This is a genomic window from Planococcus salinus (assembly GCF_003719725.1).
GTDB classification, from domain to species: domain Bacteria; phylum Bacillota; class Bacilli; order Bacillales_A; family Planococcaceae; genus Planococcus; species Planococcus salinus.
In genome coordinates this window covers 318,171-337,521 of sequence record NZ_RIAX01000003.1, presented here as the reverse complement: position 1 = coordinate 337,521, position 19,351 = coordinate 318,171, and the positions used below count along the sequence as shown (strand labels likewise).

The 19,351-nt window shown below is 45.8% G+C and carries 18 protein-coding genes and 1 other annotated feature; of the genes, 15 read left to right on the top strand and 3 right to left on the bottom strand.

Going from position 1 to position 19,351, the window contains the following annotated elements; genetic code table 11:
- Positions 1-19: 19 nt before the first annotated feature.
- Positions 20-400 (top strand): 4-carboxymuconolactone decarboxylase, encoded by a 381-nt coding sequence (gene pcaC, locus EEX84_RS06395; RefSeq protein WP_123164767.1) that lies wholly within the window; start codon positions 20-22, stop codon positions 398-400.
- Between the two features lie 19 nt (positions 401-419).
- Here pcaC and EEX84_RS16760 read toward each other — a convergent pair whose 3' ends face one another.
- Positions 420-971, bottom strand: coding sequence for an AEC family transporter (locus EEX84_RS16760; RefSeq protein ID WP_338048373.1), 552 nt, complete (start codon positions 969-971; stop codon positions 420-422).
- 533 nt (positions 972-1,504) lie between these two features.
- On the opposite strand from EEX84_RS16760, the gene EEX84_RS06385 reads away from it, so the two are divergent.
- From EEX84_RS06385 to EEX84_RS06335, 11 genes are all read left to right on the top strand, one after another.
- Positions 1,505-2,347 carry a fumarate hydratase gene (locus EEX84_RS06385; RefSeq protein WP_123164765.1) on the top strand — a complete coding sequence of 281 codons (843 nt, stop codon included), beginning with the start codon at positions 1,505-1,507 and terminating at the stop codon, positions 2,345-2,347.
- A 15-nt stretch (positions 2,348-2,362) separates the two neighbouring features.
- Positions 2,363-2,911 carry a Fe-S-containing hydro-lyase gene (locus EEX84_RS06380; protein ID WP_123164764.1) on the top strand — a complete coding sequence of 183 codons (549 nt, stop codon included), beginning with the start codon at positions 2,363-2,365 and terminating at the stop codon, positions 2,909-2,911.
- 51 nt (positions 2,912-2,962) lie between these two features.
- Positions 2,963-3,850 carry an NAD(P)-dependent oxidoreductase gene (locus tag EEX84_RS06375; protein ID WP_123164763.1) on the top strand — a complete coding sequence of 296 codons (888 nt, stop codon included), beginning with the start codon at positions 2,963-2,965 and terminating at the stop codon, positions 3,848-3,850.
- Between the two features lie 81 nt (positions 3,851-3,931).
- Positions 3,932-4,597, top strand: a complete 666-nt coding sequence (locus tag EEX84_RS06370; RefSeq protein WP_123164762.1) for a GntR family transcriptional regulator — start codon at positions 3,932-3,934, stop codon at positions 4,595-4,597.
- 46 nt (positions 4,598-4,643) lie between these two features.
- Entirely contained in the window at positions 4,644-5,699 is a 1,056-nt protein-coding gene (locus EEX84_RS06365; RefSeq protein WP_123164761.1) for a tartrate dehydrogenase, read from the top strand.
- A gap of 102 nt (positions 5,700-5,801) precedes the next feature.
- A complete protein-coding gene (locus tag EEX84_RS06360; RefSeq protein ID WP_123164760.1) occupies positions 5,802-6,656 on the top strand; it encodes an HpcH/HpaI aldolase/citrate lyase family protein in 855 nt (284 codons plus the stop codon).
- 30 nt (positions 6,657-6,686) lie between these two features.
- Complete coding sequence (locus EEX84_RS06355; protein WP_123164759.1) at positions 6,687-7,853, top strand: mandelate racemase/muconate lactonizing enzyme family protein; 1,167 nt, start codon at positions 6,687-6,689, stop codon at positions 7,851-7,853.
- A 28-nt stretch (positions 7,854-7,881) separates the two neighbouring features.
- Complete coding sequence (locus EEX84_RS06350) at positions 7,882-8,574, top strand: class I SAM-dependent methyltransferase (protein WP_240033927.1); 693 nt, start codon at positions 7,882-7,884, stop codon at positions 8,572-8,574.
- A gap of 61 nt (positions 8,575-8,635) precedes the next feature.
- Positions 8,636-10,057 carry an SLC13 family permease gene (locus EEX84_RS06345; protein ID WP_123164758.1) on the top strand — a complete coding sequence of 474 codons (1,422 nt, stop codon included), beginning with the start codon at positions 8,636-8,638 and terminating at the stop codon, positions 10,055-10,057.
- A 27-nt stretch (positions 10,058-10,084) separates the two neighbouring features.
- Positions 10,085-11,254, top strand: a complete 1,170-nt coding sequence (locus EEX84_RS06340) for a CaiB/BaiF CoA transferase family protein (RefSeq protein WP_123164757.1) — start codon at positions 10,085-10,087, stop codon at positions 11,252-11,254.
- 27 nt (positions 11,255-11,281) lie between these two features.
- Positions 11,282-12,457: an acyl-CoA dehydrogenase family protein gene (locus EEX84_RS06335; protein WP_192892926.1), complete on the top strand. Its 1,176-nt coding sequence runs from the start codon at positions 11,282-11,284 to the stop codon at positions 12,455-12,457.
- Positions 12,458-12,512: 55 nt separating this feature from the next.
- On the opposite strand, the gene EEX84_RS06330 is transcribed toward EEX84_RS06335, so the two are convergent.
- Positions 12,513-13,943: a M20 family metallopeptidase gene (locus tag EEX84_RS06330; protein ID WP_240033931.1), complete on the bottom strand. Its 1,431-nt coding sequence runs from the start codon at positions 13,941-13,943 to the stop codon at positions 12,513-12,515.
- A gap of 252 nt (positions 13,944-14,195) precedes the next feature.
- Positions 14,196-14,420, top strand: a binding site (T-box leader).
- Between the two features lie 116 nt (positions 14,421-14,536).
- On the opposite strand from EEX84_RS06330, the gene EEX84_RS06325 reads away from it, so the two are divergent.
- Together EEX84_RS06325 and serA are read left to right on the top strand one after the other, a co-directional pair.
- A complete protein-coding gene (locus EEX84_RS06325; protein WP_123164754.1) occupies positions 14,537-15,700 on the top strand; it encodes a pyridoxal-phosphate-dependent aminotransferase family protein in 1,164 nt (387 codons plus the stop codon).
- Entirely contained in the window at positions 15,697-17,283 is a 1,587-nt protein-coding gene (gene serA / locus EEX84_RS06320; protein ID WP_123164753.1) for a phosphoglycerate dehydrogenase, read from the top strand. The genes EEX84_RS06325 and serA overlap by 4 nt, the downstream gene beginning before the upstream one ends.
- A 24-nt stretch (positions 17,284-17,307) precedes the next feature.
- Here serA and EEX84_RS06315 read toward each other — a convergent pair whose 3' ends face one another.
- A complete protein-coding gene (locus EEX84_RS06315) occupies positions 17,308-18,114 on the bottom strand; it encodes an HAD family hydrolase (protein ID WP_123164752.1) in 807 nt (268 codons plus the stop codon).
- 130 nt (positions 18,115-18,244) lie between these two features.
- On the opposite strand from EEX84_RS06315, the gene EEX84_RS06310 reads away from it, so the two are divergent.
- Positions 18,245-19,348, top strand: coding sequence for a nitric oxide synthase oxygenase (locus EEX84_RS06310; protein WP_123164751.1), 1,104 nt, complete (start codon positions 18,245-18,247; stop codon positions 19,346-19,348).
- Positions 19,349-19,351: the final 3 nt, after the last annotated feature.

The window sequence follows — 19,351 nt, the reverse complement described above, 5'->3', positions numbered from 1 at the left end:
AGAAGATAGGGGAATCATTATGAACAAAGAGAGATTTGACAAAGGATTAGAAATTCGTCGGAGCGTATTAGGTGCTGAGTACGTGGATAAATCTATTCAGAATGCAGATGACTTCAATATGCCGATGCAGGAATTAGTGACTGAGTATTGCTGGGGGGAGGTCTGGGGGCGTCCCGGTTTGCCAAAGAAAACAAGAAGCATGTTAAATCTGGCAATGATCACTGCATTGAATCGACCGCACGAACTGAAGCTGCATGTGAGAGGCGCTTTGAATAACGGCCTGACAAAAGAGGAAATTCAGGAAGTGTTTTTACAAACTGCGATTTACTGTGGTGTACCGGCAGCCATCGATAGTTTCAGGTCTGCAAAAGAAGTATTTGAGGAGATGGATCAAAAATAGTGCAGCGGGTAAAAACCTGCTACACAAAAATGATCCGGGACAGGTAAATGACAATTGTGACCGTAATTGCACTGAATATAGTGGAAGCGAGCACTGCCTGAGCCGCAAATGATGGTTCATTGTTATATTCCTGTGCGATGATGGCACTGTTGACGGAGCTGGGTACTGCAGAGGCGATAAACATAGCCTGTGCAGTGATGGTGTCAACGTTCAAGAACGGGATAATGATGAAGGCAATAAGAGGACTGATGATCAGACGCACGCCGACACTCAAATACACCGGGAACATATTTTTAGTGAAATTGAGTTGTATGACTTGGGCTCCTAAAGTAAGGAGCGCAATGGCAATCAGCGCATCTGCCACATAGGAACCGGATATATACAGGAATTGTGGCAAAGTGATATCAAAGGCATTTAACCCCAATCCAATAAACATGGCGTAGAGAACGGGCATTTTGAAGTAAGGGATGGATTGCTTCAATTTGTCTTTATTGATCCGCTGAAGGCTGAGGATGCCGTATGAATAGACGAGCAGGTTTTGAAATGTCAATACCAGGACTTGCACTGCCATGGCGATGGGATCCTGCCGGAAAGCCAAGTCGTTGACAGAGACGCCATAATTTCCGGAGTTAAAGAAAAGGGCACTATGAGAAAAAGCGATATTGAGGCCTTTGTGAAAACGGAAAATTTTGCTGATTAACTTGGATACAAAATACAAAAATAAGCTTAAAAAAATAAAAAACACTAATACTTTGAAAAACATATTCCAGGCAATTTCCGTTTCATATAGGCGCACCAATATCAGACCAGGCACCAAATAGTAAATGTTAATCTTTGCTAAGGTGTTCAAATCAAATTGAAACTTGATATGAAGAATCCCGCCTATGCCGATTAAAATCAAAATAGGCAAAAGAATATTTAAAAATATGTTAAAAATCTCCATTTATGTATTTCCTCCCTAACGCTATGTAAGTAAATAAAATATAACACGTATTTTTTCAAATTTTCAATCTTTTATTTCGAAACTAGAATTTTCTCTGTAATTGGGTATCTTTAATGAAAGAAATGATTTAGTTCCAGTTTTGACTGAAAGGAGGAGCAAAAATGAAAAAAATTCACTACCAGGATATTGTCGAAGAGGTAAAAACGATGTGCATGAAATCCAATTACAATTTGGGAGATGATGTCTACACCGCTTTCAAACAGGCTTTGAAAACCGAGAAATCAGAAACTGGAAAAGAAGTTCTGACCCAACTAATCGACAATGCGGATATTGCCAAAGCCGAACAAGTTCCGATGTGTCAGGATACCGGTACAGCTGTTTTCATCGTTGAGGTGGGACAGGATTGCCATATTGAAGGTGGGAAGCTGGGCGACGCGATTAACGAAGGAGTCGCAAAAGGCTATGGAGAAGGTTATCTGCGCAATTCGATGATTTACAATCCGCTGAACCGTCAAAATACCGGAAACAATACACCGGCCATTGTCCACATCGACCTTGTGGAAGGAGACACATTGACGTTTCATATGACCGCCAAGGGCGGAGGAGCCGAAAACATGAGCGATTTAAAGATGCTTAAGCCATCTGATGGAATCGAAGGTGCCAAAGAATATATTTTGTCCATCGTCAAAGAAGCCGGACCCAATGCCTGTCCACCACTTGTAGTTGGCATCGGAATCGGAGGCAATTTTGAGCGCTGTGCATATTTAGCCAAAAAATCTTTGTTCCGGCCATTGGGTGTGCGTCATGAAGATCCGGCGGTGGCAGATTTGGAAATGGAATTGATGGAAGAAATCAACCGTTTGGGCATCGGCCCGCAGGGAATGGGAGGGAGCACCACTGCACTGGACGTGAAAGTGGAAGTGGAATCCTGCCACATCGCTGCTTTGCCAGTGGCTGTAAATCTGAATTGCCATGCGAGCAGACATCAAACCATCTCTATGTAACAAGGAGGACAAACCGTGCAAAAGAAAATCCATTTACCATTGACCGAAGAGGACCTGTTGTCGCTAAAGGCAGGGGACAGGGTCTTACTGTCTGGCGTAGTCTACACAGCAAGAGATGCTGCCCATAAGCGGATGGTCGAACAGGAGAAGGAAGGAATACCGCTTCCCATCGATTTGAAGGGGCAGGTTCTTTATTATGTGGGTCCGACGCCGGCCAAGCCGGGAGAAGTGATCGGCTCTGCAGGACCAACGACCAGCGGCAGGATGGATGCCTATACTCCGCGCCTCCTTGAAAAAGGATTGAAAGGTATGATCGGCAAAGGGTACAGAAACGAAGAAGTGAAAACTGCGATGGTCAAGCATAAAGCCGTGTATTTTGGAGCTGTTGGCGGAGCGGCAGCGTTGATCGCCCGTTCGATCAAGAAAGCGGAAGTAATTGCCTATGAAGATTTAGGGACGGAAGCAATCCGGAAGCTGACAATTGAAGATTTCCCGGTGTTCGTCATCAACGACACCCATGGCGGAGATATCTATCAGGAGGGGGTTGCACAGTTCAAGTCTTGAAAAGGCGTTTCATCCAGTTTCGCGAATTTATTGTAAAGGGGTCAAGTCGAGATGAAAGTAGGGATTATCGGATTAGGCAATATGGGTGGCAGAATGGCCAAACGATTGTTGGAGCAAAAAGTGGAATTGGGCGTTTTCGATTTAAATAAAGACTTTGTCCGGCATTTTGTCGAATTGGGAGCTGAAGAAGCTGGCTCTCCAGCTGAGTTGGCGTCAAACTATCCGTACATTATTACGGTATTGCCTAATGTGCACATTGTCAAAGAAACGCTGACTGGCACTGAAGGTTTGATGGCAGGGTTTCAATCGGACAGCCTGCTGATTGAAATGACAACGTCTATTCCATCAGTGACCAAAGAGCTGAATGCCATGATGAAGGATAAAGGCTTCCGAATGATTGATGCTCCCGTCAGTGGAGGGGTGAAAAAAGCGGAAGACGGAACCCTGTCCATCATGGTTGGTGGAGAATTGACAGACTTTGAAGAAGTAGAGCCGCTGCTTTCCAAAATCGGCGCCAATGTTTTTCATGTTGGAGAAGTTGGAGCAGGGCATACCATAAAAGCATTGAATAATATGATTTCTGCCACTACGTTAGCTGCCACAGGAGAAGCGATGGCGCTCGGCGTAAAAATGGGGTTGGACCCCAATAAGATGCTGGATGTCATCAATGCAAGTACCGGAAAAAGTTTTTCGAGCGACTTTAAATTTCCGAACCAGGTGTTGACGAGAAAGTTCGAAGTGGGCTTTACACTGGATTTGATGGTCAAAGACTTGAATATAGCAATGTCTATGGCAGAAGAAGAAAAAGTGCCGATGTTCATTTCCAGCTCTTCTTTTCAATTATGGAAACATGCCTGGTCCCAAGGCGGCGGAGACCAGGACCACACCGCAATTGTAAAATACATCGAGGATATGTTCGGTGTTGAAATAAAAGGATGATCATCCGGTTGGTTTCGGACACCAACGTTTATTCAACCATATGCTTTTAAGAGCAGGATAAATGGAGTAAAGAGGTGCGCAATGGAAAAGTTTAGATTAACCGATCAAGACAGAGCTACTTTGCAATTTAAAGTTACGACCAAATTGCGGGACTTAATCCTGACTGGAGAATTCAAAATGGGAGACCGGCTCATGCAGGAAGAATGGGCCAATAAGTTGGGTGTCAGCAGAATGCCGCTCAGGGAAGCTCTGAGACAACTGGAAGTGGAAGGACTTGTACGCATTGAGCCCAGGAGAGGGGCTGTCGTCACACCCGTTTCCATCGAAGATATTGAAGAGATATACGAACTGAGGGCAATTCTGGAAGGAGAAGCGGTTGTGAAATCGCTGCCGAATTTAACCGATGAGGACATCGAAGAATTGGAAAACTTGTATGAAGAGATGGTAATGCTGAATGGTAACGCCGAAGACGTGGAAACCTTCATGAGATTAAATATGCAATTTCATCAGATCTTGAGAGATGGATGTCCATGGAAACGGATAAAAGGATTTATCGACACGTTATGGAAAGGTGTTCCCCCCTATACTCCGAGCCTGTTGGTAAATCACTTGGAACATTCCCACAATGAACATCGGCTGATGGTAGAATATGCTAAAAAACGGGAAGCTGATAAACTTCGCGAAGTCACTATCCGGCATATTAAAAGAACAAAAGAAAGTCTGATTGAAATGGTTCAAAAAAAATAATGCCTGCCAAAGATTTTGGCAAAGCAGCAAAGGAAGGAAGCAGGATATGAAAAACATTCAGCTAGCGGTCATTCCTGGAGACGGGATCGGAAAGGAAGTTGTGCCGGAAGCATTGCGTGTATTGGATACACTATCAGAAGTGCATGGTGGATTGAAATTTGATGCCATCCATTACCCATGGAGCTCTGATTACTATGCAGAACATGGAGAAATGATGCCCAAAGATGGCCTTGATCAGCTGCGTCAAAGTGATGCTATTTTTTTAGGGGCGATTGGGGATCCGTCGATTGTAGCCGATCATATTTCCTTAAACGGCTTGTTGCTGAAGATCCGGAGAGAGTTTGAGCAAGTGATCAACGTAAGGCCGGCCAAGCAAATAAAAGGAATAGTCTCTCCATTAGGCAATCCCAGAGACTTTGACATTATGATTGTAAGAGAAAACAGCGAAGGGGAATACAGCAGTTCGGGAGGGAGAGTCCATAACGGAGAAGACGAAATTGTTATCCAAAATGCGGTATTTACCAAAAAAGGAGTCTCCAGAGTCATGGAGTATGCTTTCCAATTGGCAGAACAGAGGAGTGGCCATGTGACAAGTGCCACCAAGTCAAATGGAATTGTCCATTCTATGCCTTTTTGGGATGAAGTTTTCTCCGAAGTTTCAGAAAAACATTCAAATATTCCGACGAACAGCGAACACATCGATGCCTTGTCCGCTTTTTTCGTGACAAAGCCGCATACTTTGGATGTAGTAGTGGCCAGCAATTTATTCGGAGACATTTTAAGTGATTTGGGTGCCGCAATTATGGGGAGCATCGGAATAGCACCAGCAGGAAATATCAATTTGAATGGCAAGTACCCTTCGATGTTTGAACCGGTACATGGCTCGGCTCCAGACATTTACGGCAAAGGCATCGCCAATCCGATTGGCCAGATTTGGACAGCCAAGATGATGCTGGATCATTTTGGAGAACCGGAAATGGGCAACGTCTTATTAGAAGCTATTGAAAGTTCTTTGGAAGCCGGGATTAAAACTGCTGATATTGGGGGGCACTCGAATACGAAAGAAGTAACGGATGCCATTATAGCCCGTATCAAAAAATAAACGATTCGAATTTTCTGATTTTTATTTTACACAAGAGAATTAGTTTAGTACGATGTAAATATATATTGTATCCAATATCCATTAAAGAAATGAGGGGTTTTCATGCTTACGCGACGGTCGTATCTATTTGTGCCTGGAAAAAATGCTGCTGTCACCAAGAAAGCGGTTTCTTCAGAGGCGGATTGTGTCATCCTGGACTTGGAAGATGCTGTTGCTGTATCGGAAAAATCATCCGCAAGAGATATGGTGAAGGAATCACTGCGCAATTTTACAAATGAAAAACAGTTAATTGTGCGGATCAATGCCATGAATACGCCTTATTGGGAAGAAGATTTGGCGGCTGCAATTCATGGGGGGGCCAGTGGCGTCATGCTGCCCAAAGCGGACAGCGGGAAAGATATTGCAGCGCTCTGTGAAAAAATTCGGGAGCTGTCAGAAGAAAAGGATCCCGATATTGAAGTGTTTCCAATGATTGAGTCGGCGCAAGGGGTTCAGTTCGCTTATGAAATTGCATCTGCCGATCGTTTGGTGACGGCACTTGCTTTCGGATCGATTGATTTTTCACTGGATATCGGTTGTGAACTTACAGCAGATGGTTTGGAATTGTTGTTTGCCCGTTCTCAAATTGTCATCGCTTCAAGCGCAGCCGGGATTGGAGCTCCGATTGATGCAGTTTATCCCGATCTTTTAAATCCTGAAGGACTGGAAAAAGAGGCCAGATCAGCAAAACAACTCGGTTTTAAAGGAAAGCTGATCATTCATCCGAAACAAATGCCGCTGGTGCATGAAGTGTTTTCCCCTTCCGAGAGAGAAATCGAACAAGCAAAAGAGATTGTGGCGGCCTTTGAAAAAGCTGAAAAAAATGGAGTAGCTTCTATTGAAGTACAAGGGCAGTTTGTGGATTATCCTGTTTACAAAAAAGCCAAAAATACGTTAACTGCTGTACTTGAGCTGTAACTGCATACTAAAAATGACGAGGTGAAAACGATGAAAATCACAAAAGTGGAAGTAAAAACAGTGCCAATCAGCAGCCCGATCAGAAATGCCTATATTGATTTCAGTAAAATGACGGCCTCTGCACTGGCTGTCACGACAGACGTTATAAAAGACGGAAAACCGGTGGTGGGTTACGGTTTCAATTCAAATGGCCGTTATGCCCCGACTTGCTTATTGAACGAGCGGTTTATCCCCCGACTACTGGAAGCGGATCCCAAAGATACGCTGACCGACGATGGTTCAAACCTGGATCCCCATAAAATACATAAAATCATCATGGCAAACGAAAAACCCGGCGGTCACGGGGAACGGGCAGTGGCAGTAGGTGTCATCGATATGGCCATTTGGGATGCGGTCGCGAAAATTGAAGAAAAGCCATTGTATCAATTACTGGCTGACCGTTACGGAGACGGGACTGTAGACGAAAAAGTCTACATTTATGCCGCTGGTGGCTATTACTTTCCCGACAAAGGGTTAAAAGAGCTGCAGGAGGAAATGAAAGGCTACCTGGATCTTGGCTATAAAGATGTGAAAATGAAAGTCGGCGGTGCTTCGATTGAAGAAGACGTCAAACGAATTGAAGCCGTTCTGGACATTTTGCCGAAAGGAAGCGGGTTGATGGTTGATGCCAATGGGCGCTTTGATTTGAATACGGCGATTGAGTTTGGCGAAAGAGTCAAGGAGTATGAGTTAATCTGGTATGAAGAAGCTGGGGATCCACTGGACTATCATTTACAGGCAGAGCTCTCCAAACGGTATCCTCATGCAACGGCGACAGGCGAAAACCTCTTTTCCCTGCAGGATGCCACGAATCTGATCCGCTACGGCGGCATGAATCCGGACAAAGACTTTCTGCAGTTTGATTGTGCGCTAAGTTACGGGCTGGTGGAGTATTTGCGGATTCTCGACATGCTGAAAGAGCATGGCTGGTCTTCGAGACGCTGCATTCCGCATGGCGGGCACCAGATGTCCCTGAATATTGCTTCGGGACTTGCGCTCCATGGAAACGAATCCTATCCAGGCGTGTTTGAACCGTTTGGAGGGTTTGCGGATAATTACGCGGTAGAAGATGGCTATGTAAAGCTGCCGGATGTTCCGGGTATTGGGTTTGAAGCAAAATCGAATCTTTATGAATTGCTGAAAACAATCGGAGATTAGGCGTTTCCAACAATAGGAGGTGGAGAATGTGGCTGAAAAGATGGAATTTGATGCAGAGATTGCCACGGAATATGACAAAGGTGTCAGGCGGACATTGCCAACCTACGACCCCATGCTTCGGTTAACGCAGACTTTTTTGCGCAGTAAGTTAAAAGAAGAGGCGTCGATTCTCATTGTTGGAGGCGGCGGTGGCAATGAATTGAAAGCATTTGGACCGACAAATCCCGGCTGGACTTTCACCGTTGTTGATCCTGCAAAAGCAATGCTGGAGCTGGCTGGAAGAAAGTCCGAACAATTGGAGCTTGAAGAACGGGTGGAGTTGATTCACGGGACAGTCGAAAACGTCCCTGATCCCCGGATTTACGATGGCGCCACCTGTATACTGGTTCTGCATTTCGTGGCGGATGTCAAAGAGAAACTGGCATTGCTGAAAAAAATCAGGTCCCATCTGAAGGCTGGATCCCCTTTTGTGCTCGTAACGAAATTCGGAGACGTAAATGATCCGGAATTTAAAACGCTGGTAGCACTTTGGAAAGATTACTGGCTCGATACTACAAGCATGACGGAAGAAAAAGTGGAAGAGCTGATGAAAGGCACGTTAGTAGAAGATTCCATTACTGAAGAAAAAGTTCGTGAACTGCTGAAAGAAGCAGGCTTCCATAAAATCGCTCATTTCTTCAAAACCAACCATTTCGGAGGCTGGGTTTGCCATGCAGAATGAGTAATTGAAGTGATTTTTGGGGCAGCTGAACGTGAACAGATGACAGGAAAGGTCGGACGACATGAAGAGTGTGATAAATGGAAACATAAAAATCCTTGCGCCTTTTGCACTTGCTGTAATCGGCTTTCTGGTCGTCTATAACTGGCTGCCTCCTGCTTTTTCATACGAAGCAAAAATTATGACCAGTATTATTGCATTCGGTATTATTCTATGGTCTCTTGAGCCAATTCCGATCGGATTGACAGCCCTGATTATTCTGTTGCTGATGCTGCTTTTTGATGTAGCTGAGACAGCGGTCATTTTCAGCGGTTTTGCATCACCCGCCACTTATCTGATTGTGGGAGGGATGATGCTGGCAACTGCTGTGGATCAGACCTCCCTTATCAAACGGATGACTTATAAAATATTGAAGCGATGGGGAGCCCATGTGAAAGGATTGCTGGGGAGCATTATCATTATTCAGCAAATCCAGGCTTTTTTCATTCCCTCGACTGCTGTCAGGTCCGCGTTAATCTTACCAGTTTCGGCCATGATCATTGAAACTACGAACGCAAAAGCGGGAAGCAATTTGCGGAAAATGATTATGCTGGGCGTGGCTTATGGTGGAGTAATCAGTGGGACAGCGGTTATGACAGCAGCAATAGGAAATATCCTGACAGTGGAGCTGTTGAACCGCTTTGCAGATTTGCGGATTACGTATTTTGAATGGTTTTTTTATACATTCCCATTGTGGCTTATTCTGATTCCGGCGATTTGGCTGATGCTGCTGAAAATTTTTCCTGTGCCGCCGGAACAACAGCATTTCCCGGAAATTGAAGAAGAAATGGTTCACAGGTTAAAGGAATTGGGTCCGGTCAATAAACAGGAGATGCGCTGTCTGTTGATTTTGCTGTTTGTTGTCGGCTTGTGGCTGATGGAACCGGTCCATGGTCTGCATCCGAGCATAACTGCTCTCATTGGTGTAGTGCTGATGACGTTGCCTTTTATCGGCGTCGCTCCCTGGGAAAGGGTTGTCAAAATCAATTACAACACGGTCTTACTGTTAAGTGTAACTCTCTCGATGGGTTATACTTTTGTTGATTCCGGTGCCGCCACTATTATCAGTGACTATATGAGTGTCAACTGGTTTGTATCTTTGATTCAAAATCCGTTGCTGGGAGTGGTTGTGGTCATTTTTGTTGCCCAACTATTCCATAAAATGATTTCGAATGTATCAACAGCAGTAGTGGTATTGGTTCCCATCATTATCAGCGTTGCTCAAAACGCAGGAATCAATCCATTGGCGATCAGCTTTGCTGCCGGATTGACCAGTTTATTTGGTTTTGTGCTCATTGTAGAATCCATGCCGAATATCCTGGCGCACAGTACAGGAATGATCAGCCAAAAAGATTTTCTGAAGCCCGGTTTATATGCCACCATCATCTCGGTTGCCGCAACTGTTCTGGTCGCTGCGACATGGTGGAGTTGGATTGGACTTGTTTGACAATAGAAATTTAAAGGAGGAATCGTTATGTTACCTTTGGAAGGAATTAAAGTCGTATCATTGGAACAAGCTGTAGCAGCACCTTTTGCCACCAGACAGTTGGCGGATTTGGGAGCGCGTGTCATCAAAGTTGAAAGACCGGGCGTAGGGGATTTTGCCCGAAACTATGACACGACTGTCAAAGGAATGGCCAGCCATTTTGTATGGCTCAACCGGTCAAAAGAATCTTTAGGTTTGGATTTGAAGCAAGAAGAAGCAAAAAAAGCCTTGCATAAATTATTGGCGGAAGCTGACGTTTTCCTTCATAACTTAGCGCCGGGTGCTGTTGACCGGCTTGGTTTCAGTGCAGAAGAACTGAGAAAGCAATATCCCGAATTGATTATTTGCAGCATTTCAGGTTACGGCACATTTGGCCCCTACACCAATAAAAAAGCTTACGATTTATTGATCCAGTGCGAAGCGGGATTGGTATCGATTACGGGCACAGAAGACACCCCTTCCAAAGCCGGGATTTCCATTGCGGATATTGCAGCCGGCATGTATGCATATACGGGTGTACTGACAGCCATTATTTCTCGTTATAAAACAGGCAAAGGAGCCATCATCGAAGTGTCCATGCTGGAGGCATTGGCAGAGTGGATGGGTTATCCGCTTTATTATTCTGCCTATGGAGAAAATGAGCCAAAACGGACAGGAGCCAGCCATGCAACGATTTATCCTTACGGACCGTTTGCCACAGGGGATGACAAAATGGTCTTCCTTGGGATTCAGAATGAACGGGAATGGGTGCAGTTTTGTGAGAAGGTTCTGGAAAACCCGGAATTGGCATCCGATGAGCGTTTCAACAGTAATTCCAAACGAGTGGAAAACAAAGGTGCGTTAAGAGACATTATTGAGAAGGAATTCCAGAAAAAAGACTCCGAACAAGTGATTGAAGGGCTGGAGGAGGCGCGTATTGCCAATGCCCACCTTAATACACTGGCTGATTTAATTGATCATCCTCAATTGGAAGCGCGTCAGCGTTGGAGCGAAGTCGATTCACCTGTAGGAAAATTGAAGGCGTTGATACCGCCAACCACGTTCGATGAAATCGAAACTGTCATGAAACCGATTCCGGATGTAGGCGAGCATAGCGAGGCCATTTTAAAAGAGCTGGGACTTGATGAATCGGCCATCCTTCAATTGACCAAATCGTAATGCCTGACGAGAAGGAGGAGAATAGCGATGGCGAAACTGAACGAATCTGAAAGAGAAGGTCTTAGACAGGACGTCCGGGAATTATGCCGGCAATTTCCGAATTCGTATTGGCGTGAACTGGATATAAAAAGAGAATACCCCATAGAATTCGTCGAAGCTTTGACAAAGAGCGGATACCTGTCTGTTCTGATTCCTGAAGAATATGGCGGAAAAGGATATGGCATGACGGAAGCAACCATCATTCTGGAGGAAATCAACCGGTCAGGCGGGCATGCAGCAGGCTGTCATGCACAAATGTATACAATGGGTGCTTTGTTGAAACATGGAAGCGAAGCGCAAAAACAGCAGTATTTGCCGGGAATTGCTGACGGCAGCATCCGGTTTCAGGCTTTTTCGGTCACAGAAGAAGATGCGGGGTCCAATACGACGGCCATTCAGACTTTTGCGGAAAAAACGGCTGACGGTTATGTAGTAAATGGCCATAAAAACTGGACGAGCCGCGTACTGCAGTCGGATTTGCTGATGCTGCTTGCCCGGACCACGCCATTGGAAGAAGTGGGTGAAAAAAGGACAGATGGCTTAAGTTTATTTCTGGTCGATCTAAGGGACGTTCGGGACAAGCAGCCGGAGACTTTTGTGGTAGAGCCGGTGCGCACAATGTTCAACTACGCCACCAATCAGGTTTGGTATAAAGACATGAAAATTCCCGAAGCCAGTTTAATCGGTGAGGAAGGGAAAGGGTTCCGTTACGTGCTGGATGGCATGAATGCTGAACGGACGCTACTGGCGGCAGAAGCGATTGGAGACGGGTACTTTTTTATCGACAAAGCTACAGGGTATGCCAACGAACGGGTTGTTTTCGACCGGAAAATCGGCACGAACCAAGGCGTTCAATTTCCAATTTCCCGTGCCTATGCTTCCCTGAAGGCGGCTGATCTGATGAGATACGAGGCCGCACGAAAGTTTGATGAAGGCGAAAGGTCCGGAGAAGAAGCCAACCTGGCAAAATTCCTTGCGAGCGAAGCCAGCTGGCAAGCGGCCAATGTATGTTTGGATACATTCGGGGGTTATGGATTCGTGGACGAGTACGATGTGGAAAGAAAGTTTCGCGAAACCCGTATGTACCAGGTAGCACCTGTAAGCAATAATATGATACTGGCTTACTTGGGACAGAACGTGTTGAAACTGCCTCGTTCATACTGAAATGAAAAAGCAAAAGCTGCCGATGTGGAATCGGCAGCTTTTTGGTGAATAAGATTTATTTTGTAGCCGACGGTTTGACGCCTTCCGGAATCGGACAGAAGTACGGCTCTTTGGCGCGCCGTTCTGCATGCTCGGCCTTAACGGCTTCCAAATCCTCTTCGTTTTCGAACAGATGGATGGCTGCAGCTGCCATGGATTCCGCTGCCAGCAGCATGCCGCTGTGTGCAAAGGACCCGATGCCCTGCGTCACCATCTGCCACGTATGGAGTGGTGTGCCGATGGCGGAAGTGGCTGTGGTCAATTGGGCAGTGGGAACGACCCAGCTGACGTCCGACACATCGGTGGACCCCGCCATCACTTTGTCGGATGGCACATAATCGGAGATGATATCGGCCAAAAACTTGCCTTCAAATTCGCTGCCGTCGCCCTGGTAGCCAAAGCTTTCCATACCTGCGATGAAATTCTTTTTCTCGCCCTCCGACAGCGTGTTCCAGATCTTTTCGGCAAATTGCTTTTCTTCTTCAGTTGGTTGAACCGGTCCGGCTTCCACCAGTTTTTCATGGAGAATTCTTTCCAGAGCCCGGTTTGGTTCATAATTGGAGCAGGCTTTGTCAAATACGATGGACATTTCCGTTTCGGTCATCAGCGCCGCACCTTCCGCGATTTTGCAGATCCGCTTGTAGATGTCGTCCACTTGTGACACTTTCGGTGCCCGGATCAAATACAGCACTTCGGCTTCCGATTGGACGACGTTCGGCGAAATCCCGCCACTGTTAGTGATGGCATAATGCATGCGGGCTTCCTGTACAACATGCTCGCGCAGGTAATTGACGCCGACATTCATCAGTTCAACCGCGTCCAATGCACTGCGTCCCAAATGAGGGGAATTGGCTGCATGGGAAGCGACGCCTTTAAAGCGGAAATAGACCTGGTAATTGGCGAGGCTCGATAAACTCATGATGGAGTTGGCATAGGACGGGTGCCACGTCAGGGCAACGTCCAATCCGTCAAATACACCTTCTCTCACCAGGAATGTTTTTCCTGAGCCGCCTTCTTCTGCAGGGCAGCCATAAAACTTGACGGTGCCGTTCACCTGATGGTCTTCCATGTAAGCTTTCACCGCGTAGGCAGCGGAAAGGGAGCCGGTACCCAGCAGGTTGTGGCCGCAGCCATGTCCGACGCCTCCAGCCTCGATCGGCTCTTGTGTCGTCGTGTTGGCTTTTTGGCTCAGCCCGGATAAGGCGTCGAATTCACCGAGAAAACCGATGACCGGTTTGCCTTTGCCGAAAGTGGCAACAAAAGCCGTTTCGATTCCCCCGACACCGCGTTCCACCTGAAAGCCCTCTTTTTCCAGCTCATCTGCCAGGAAAGCGGCGGATTCGAATTCCTGGTAGCGGGTTTCCGGATGTTCCCAAATATATTTGCTGACAGCTTCGAAACGTTCTCGATTGGATGACAAATAATCATTTATAGAAAAATTGGCAATCAAACTAACTCCTCCTCTTTGATGTTCTTCCTCTTCCAGTATAACAAAATTTTTTTCTCCCGCTGACTGTTTACTTTTGCATGAAGGCATTGAGCGGCAATGTAAATCTGTAAAAATAATTCCTGGAACCTTAGAGCCCCAACGCTTCAGGGTTCAACAAGGATGAAAGCGGTTGCACAAAAATCAAAATATTTTTTATATATTGACAACTTGGACTTCTCTGTATATGATGAACTCAATTCAACAAATAAGTTAACTATATTGATGGAGATACGATTGATGCAGGTGAATCTTAAGAGAGCTGATGGTTGGTGGAAATCAGCGGTTCCGGTATGAATCAGCACTCCTGAATAGATGGATTGAACTTGAGTAGGTCCATTCGTTTCGTGTCCGTTACGCACGTTAACCAATGAGGCTGCTTTATGGTAAAGCAGTGAATTAGGGTGGTACCGCGAACAGAGACTCTTCGCCCCTTGCATATTATGTAAGGAGTGAAGGGTCTTTTTTTATTTAGCTGCGGTGATCAAATCTCTGTGTCATACCTGGTCACTTGAGCTTTTTCAAATGTTTTAATCGAAAGGGGAATGAACAACATGCTGACAGATCAACAAATTTTGAGAATTCCAGGACCGACGCCGATTCCGCCGAGTGCGGAGCGGGCAATGAGCCAGCCGATGACCGGCCATAGAGGAAAAAACACTTCCGAACTGATTTCGAGAATCCGCCCTGGTTTGAAACGTGTTTTTGGTACACAACAGGAAGTGATGATTTTAACAGGCAGCGGTACAGCAGGACTTGAAATGGCTGTAGTAAATACAGTGGCGCCGGGAGAAGAAGTACTGGTGATTGTCACAGGTGCATTCGGAGACCGGTTTGCGAAAATCTGCAAAGCGTACGGAATTGAGACCCATATTTTTGAAGAAGAATGGGGAAAGGCAGCAGACCCGGTGGAAGTGCAGCGTTATTTACAGGAGCATCCTGAAATCACAGTCGTATTTTCAACTTTTTGTGAAACTTCGACAGGTGTATTAAATCCCATAAAGCAACTGGCATCTGCCGTCAAAGAAGTATCAGATGCGCTCATTATTGTCGATGGAGTTTCCTGTGTAGCCGGTACTGAGACGGAGATGGACGCATGGGGTGTCGACATTGTAGTGACGGGCTCTCAAAAAGCGTTTATGTTGCCGCCCGGACTTGCTTTTATAGCAGCAAGCAAACGTGCCTGGAAGAAAATCGAAGCCAATCCGCAACCGCGATTCTATCTGGATTTGAAAAAGCATCTCGACAATATAGTAAAAGACACCACACCTTTTACTCCTGCCATTTCGATTTTGTACGGTTTGGAGCGTGTGCTTGAACTGTTCGAAGAGGAAGGGTTGGAAAAAGTATACACGCGGCATCGTTTGATGATGAAAATGACACGGGCTGCTTTCAAGGCGTGGGAAATTCCATTATTGGCAAATGACGAAGATGCCTCACCGACAGTGACGGCAGTAAAGCCTGCTGATTTTGAGGCGGAAGAGTTCCGCAAAGTGATGAAAGAAGAGTTCGCTTTGGAACTTGCAGGTGGTCAGCAGCATCTGGCGAAAGAAATATTCCGGATCGGCCACATGGGCTATTGTTCGCCGGCTGATATGCTGCAGGCAATTGCAGCAATGGAAATCGGTTTGGTCAAGGTTGGCAAGAAAGTCGAAGTCGGCAAGGGAATTCAGGCAGCGCAGCAAGTTTACTTGAACGAAGGGAAGGTGTTAGCATGACATTTCATATATTGATCAGTGATCCGCTGAGCGAAGACGGAATTTACCCGCTTCGTCAGGCGGAAGGCATGAATATCGTCATGGAGACCAATTTGACGCCGGAACAATTAGAAAATCGGATTGACGGCTTCGACGCATTGCTCGTGCGAAGCCAGACGCAAGTGACACGCGGGCTTATTGAAAGAGCCTCCAATTTAAAAATCATCGGCCGCGCCGGTGTGGGAGTCGATAACATCGATTTGGAAGCTGCAACGGAAAAAGGTATCATCGTGGTCAATGCACCGGACGGCAACACCAATTCTGCTGCTGAGCATACTATCGCGATGATGATGTCTCTGGCGCGAAAAATCCCGCAGGCTTTCCATGCTCTACGCAATCAAAACTGGGATCGTAAATCCTATGTAGGTGTCGAGCTTAAAAATAAAACGCTGGGTGTGGTCGGACTTGGCCGTATTGGTGCAGAAGTTGCCGTACGCGCAAAAGGGCAAAGAATGAACGTGATTGCGTACGATCCTTTCCTGACTGCAGAAAAAGCCGAAAAAATGGGCATCGGTTATGGCACGATAGAAGAGGTGCTGAAAGCCGCCGATTTTATCACCGTGCACACCCCGTTACTGAAGGAAACGCATCATTTGATAGATAAACAGGCTTTCGAAATCATGAAGGATGGCGTTCAGATCATCAATTGTGCGAGAGGTGGAATCATTGATGAAAATGCTTTGTATGAAGCAGTTAAATCGAAAAAAGTAGCTGGAGCTGCCCTTGACGTATTTGAACAGGAACCGATGATCGATTTCCGCTTGCTGGAACTCCCTGAAATCGTTGCGACTCCCCACTTGGGAGCCAGCACAGTCGAAGCACAGGAAAGTGTGGCGGTCGACGTGAGCATGGATGTTGTCAGTTTCTTGACGACAGGGACAGTCCGCAATTCAGTCAATCTGCCTTCTGTTCCAAAAGAGATTATGGCAAAAATCGAACCTTACTTCGATTTGGCGGAACGATTGGGTGCATTTTTAACGGATCTGGCGGAAGGTACAGCTACAGAAGTAAATGTGAAATATTCCGGTGATCTGGCAAATGTGGAAGTGGGTCCACTTACACGCAATATGTTAAAAGGATTATTGAAGCGCCACCTTGGCAAACATGTCAACGACGTCAATGCCATGTATTTGGCCAACCAAAAAGATATTGTAGTCAATGAGCAAAAGTCTACTGAAGCGAAAGGGTTCACGAATTTAATTACCGTTGAAGTGAAGACCGCCAAGGAGACAAGAAAAGCTGCAGGCACTTTATTGAACGGACAAGGGGCCCGTATCGTGAAAGTTGACGATTATTTGGTGGATGTTGTGCCGGCAGGCCACTTGCTGTTTATCCGACACAATGACCGCCCAGGGGTCATCGGGCGCGTCGGAACGTTGCTGGGGCAGGAAGACGTCAATATCGCAACGATGCAAGTGGGTCGCTCAAATGTCGGGGGAGACGCCATCATGATGCTGACAATTGACAAACACGCTGACAGCAGCAGCTTGGAACAGTTGAAGGAATTGAGTGAAATCCAGAATGTAACACAAATTGATCTATAATTGAAAAAGCAAAAGAGGCCTGTGTCAACGGACCTCTTTTGCTTTTTTCAATTGATTGGCTATAGGAAGTAACTCAGTTAAATTGTGGATTTCGTAAGTCGCTTTAATCGATTCATGAGGAGCTTTTTGTTCGCGGTTGACCCACACGGAACGTATTCCGGCATTTTCAGCGCCGATGATATCGGTCAGTAAATTATCGCCAACCATCAAAACTTCTTCGGCCTCCAAGTCGAACTTTGCCAAAGCATGTTTGAAAATACCGGGATCTGGTTTCCCTTTGCCGAAATCACCGGAAATGACAATATGGTCAAAATAAGGGGAGATTTCCGGCGTGATGGTCAGCTTGGTATGCTGCAGTCCGGGTGAGCCATTGGTCAGCAATAACAATTGGTAGTTCTCTTTCAGTTCATCAAGTACCTGGAAACTTTCTTCATATACATGAGGGCTTTCTTTGCGGGCTATCGGAAAATAGTCAGCCAACTCCTGACCCAGTTCCGGATTGTCAATGCCAATTTGCCTCAATCCCATTGTCCATGCTTGGCGGCGGTATTCCGGAACAATTTTTTTCATGTTCTGAAAACCTTCGCCTTTGTCGTCAAATGTTCCCCATAAGCCTTCGAAAGGGTTGATCCCGATCATTTTTGTAAATTCAAACGTATCGTAGGAAGCGTATAATTTCTGTGCTTCTTTTCGTACAGCTGTTTCAAGTGTTGAACAGTCTGCCCCGCTTTTTAATGCAGCATAATCACAAGTCTTTTGAAAAGCTGTGAATACGCTTTTTTTATCCCACAGTAAGGTGTCATCCAAATCGAAAAAAATCGCTTTTACCACTGAAGCCACTCCTTTGAATTCTATGCTTTTTATAAGTGTACTCCACCTGTATGTAAAAACAAAGAGCTGTCACATATCAGTTAATCCTTTGGTGGAAGAGATGATAATATGAACGAAAGGAGTGAAGAAAATGACAATAACTGCAGCACAATCTGTCTTGATTGAAGAAGCCGGTTATTTTTTATATTGCTGCTACAACGAATTGGGAAAAAGCGAAGCCGAGCTGGCTGACCGAATTGAGGAAGTCACAGAAGAAATTCAACATACAGGACAGTACACACATACTTTTGAAGAGCTGGAACACGGGGCGCGTATGGCTTGGCGCAATAATAACCGCTGCATCGGCCGCTTGTTCTGGAATACCTTGACGGTGTTTGATGCCCGGCAACAGGACACGGCAGACGGCGCTTTTAAGAGTTTGCTCAATCATATTGATTTTGCCACTAATAAAGGCAAAGTGCGGCCGGCCATAACAGTATTCCCTCAAAAAACAGGTGGACGGAACAAGATACGGATCTGGAATCACCAGTTGGTGCGTTATGCAGGATATGAAAAAGACGGGGAAATTATTGGAGATTCCACTTCAATTGAGTTTACCAGGAAGTGTATGGAACTTGGATGGAAAGGAAAAGGGACCAATTTTGATGTACTGCCTTTGGTTATACAAGAGCATGGCAAAGAGCCCCGTTGGTACGAGATTCCGGAAGAATCGATTATGGAAGTTGAATTGGAGCATCCGGAGCTGAAAAATTTTAAAACGTTGAATGCCAAATGGTACGCTGTGCCAATCATTTCTGACATGGAATTGGAAATTGGAGGAATCCATTACACAATGGCGCCTTTTAACGGCTGGTATATGGGCACGGAAATCGGTGCGCGGAATCTGGCTGATGAAGACCGCTATAACCTATTGCCTGCCGTGGCCGAATTAATGGGACTGGATACAACTTCCAATCGTTCTCTCTGGAAAGACAAAGCACTGGTGGAACTTAATGTGGCAGTATTGGACTCTTACCATAAAGCCGGAGTGACCATTGTGGATCACCATACGGCTGCCAAGCAATTCAAAAATTTCGAGAAGAAAGAAGAAGCTGCGGGAAGAAATGTGACCGGTAATTGGGTCTGGTTGATTCCGCCGATGAGCCCGGCCACCACCCATATTTTCCATAAGCCTTATAAAAACGAAATCGTAAAACCCAATTACTTTTATCAAAAGCTTTCATACGATTTATAGGGG

Coding starts and splice junctions, on each gene's coding strand:
- pcaC (WP_123164767.1), top strand. CDS start 20: ATGAACAAAGAGAGATTTGACAAAGGATTAGAAATTCGTCGGAGCGTA.
- EEX84_RS16760 (WP_338048373.1), bottom strand. CDS start 971: ATGGCAGTGCAAGTCCTGGTATTGACATTTCAAAACCTGCTCGTCTAT.
- EEX84_RS06385 (WP_123164765.1), top strand. CDS start 1,505: ATGAAAAAAATTCACTACCAGGATATTGTCGAAGAGGTAAAAACGATG.
- EEX84_RS06375 (WP_123164763.1), top strand. CDS start 2,963: ATGAAAGTAGGGATTATCGGATTAGGCAATATGGGTGGCAGAATGGCC.
- EEX84_RS06370 (WP_123164762.1), top strand. CDS start 3,932: ATGGAAAAGTTTAGATTAACCGATCAAGACAGAGCTACTTTGCAATTT.
- EEX84_RS06365 (WP_123164761.1), top strand. CDS start 4,644: ATGAAAAACATTCAGCTAGCGGTCATTCCTGGAGACGGGATCGGAAAG.
- EEX84_RS06360 (WP_123164760.1), top strand. CDS start 5,802: ATGCTTACGCGACGGTCGTATCTATTTGTGCCTGGAAAAAATGCTGCT.
- EEX84_RS06355 (WP_123164759.1), top strand. CDS start 6,687: ATGAAAATCACAAAAGTGGAAGTAAAAACAGTGCCAATCAGCAGCCCG.
- EEX84_RS06345 (WP_123164758.1), top strand. CDS start 8,636: ATGAAGAGTGTGATAAATGGAAACATAAAAATCCTTGCGCCTTTTGCA.
- EEX84_RS06340 (WP_123164757.1), top strand. CDS start 10,085: ATGTTACCTTTGGAAGGAATTAAAGTCGTATCATTGGAACAAGCTGTA.
- EEX84_RS06335 (WP_192892926.1), top strand. CDS start 11,282: ATGGCGAAACTGAACGAATCTGAAAGAGAAGGTCTTAGACAGGACGTC.
- EEX84_RS06325 (WP_123164754.1), top strand. CDS start 14,537: ATGCTGACAGATCAACAAATTTTGAGAATTCCAGGACCGACGCCGATT.
- serA (WP_123164753.1), top strand. CDS start 15,697: ATGACATTTCATATATTGATCAGTGATCCGCTGAGCGAAGACGGAATT.
- EEX84_RS06310 (WP_123164751.1), top strand. CDS start 18,245: ATGACAATAACTGCAGCACAATCTGTCTTGATTGAAGAAGCCGGTTAT.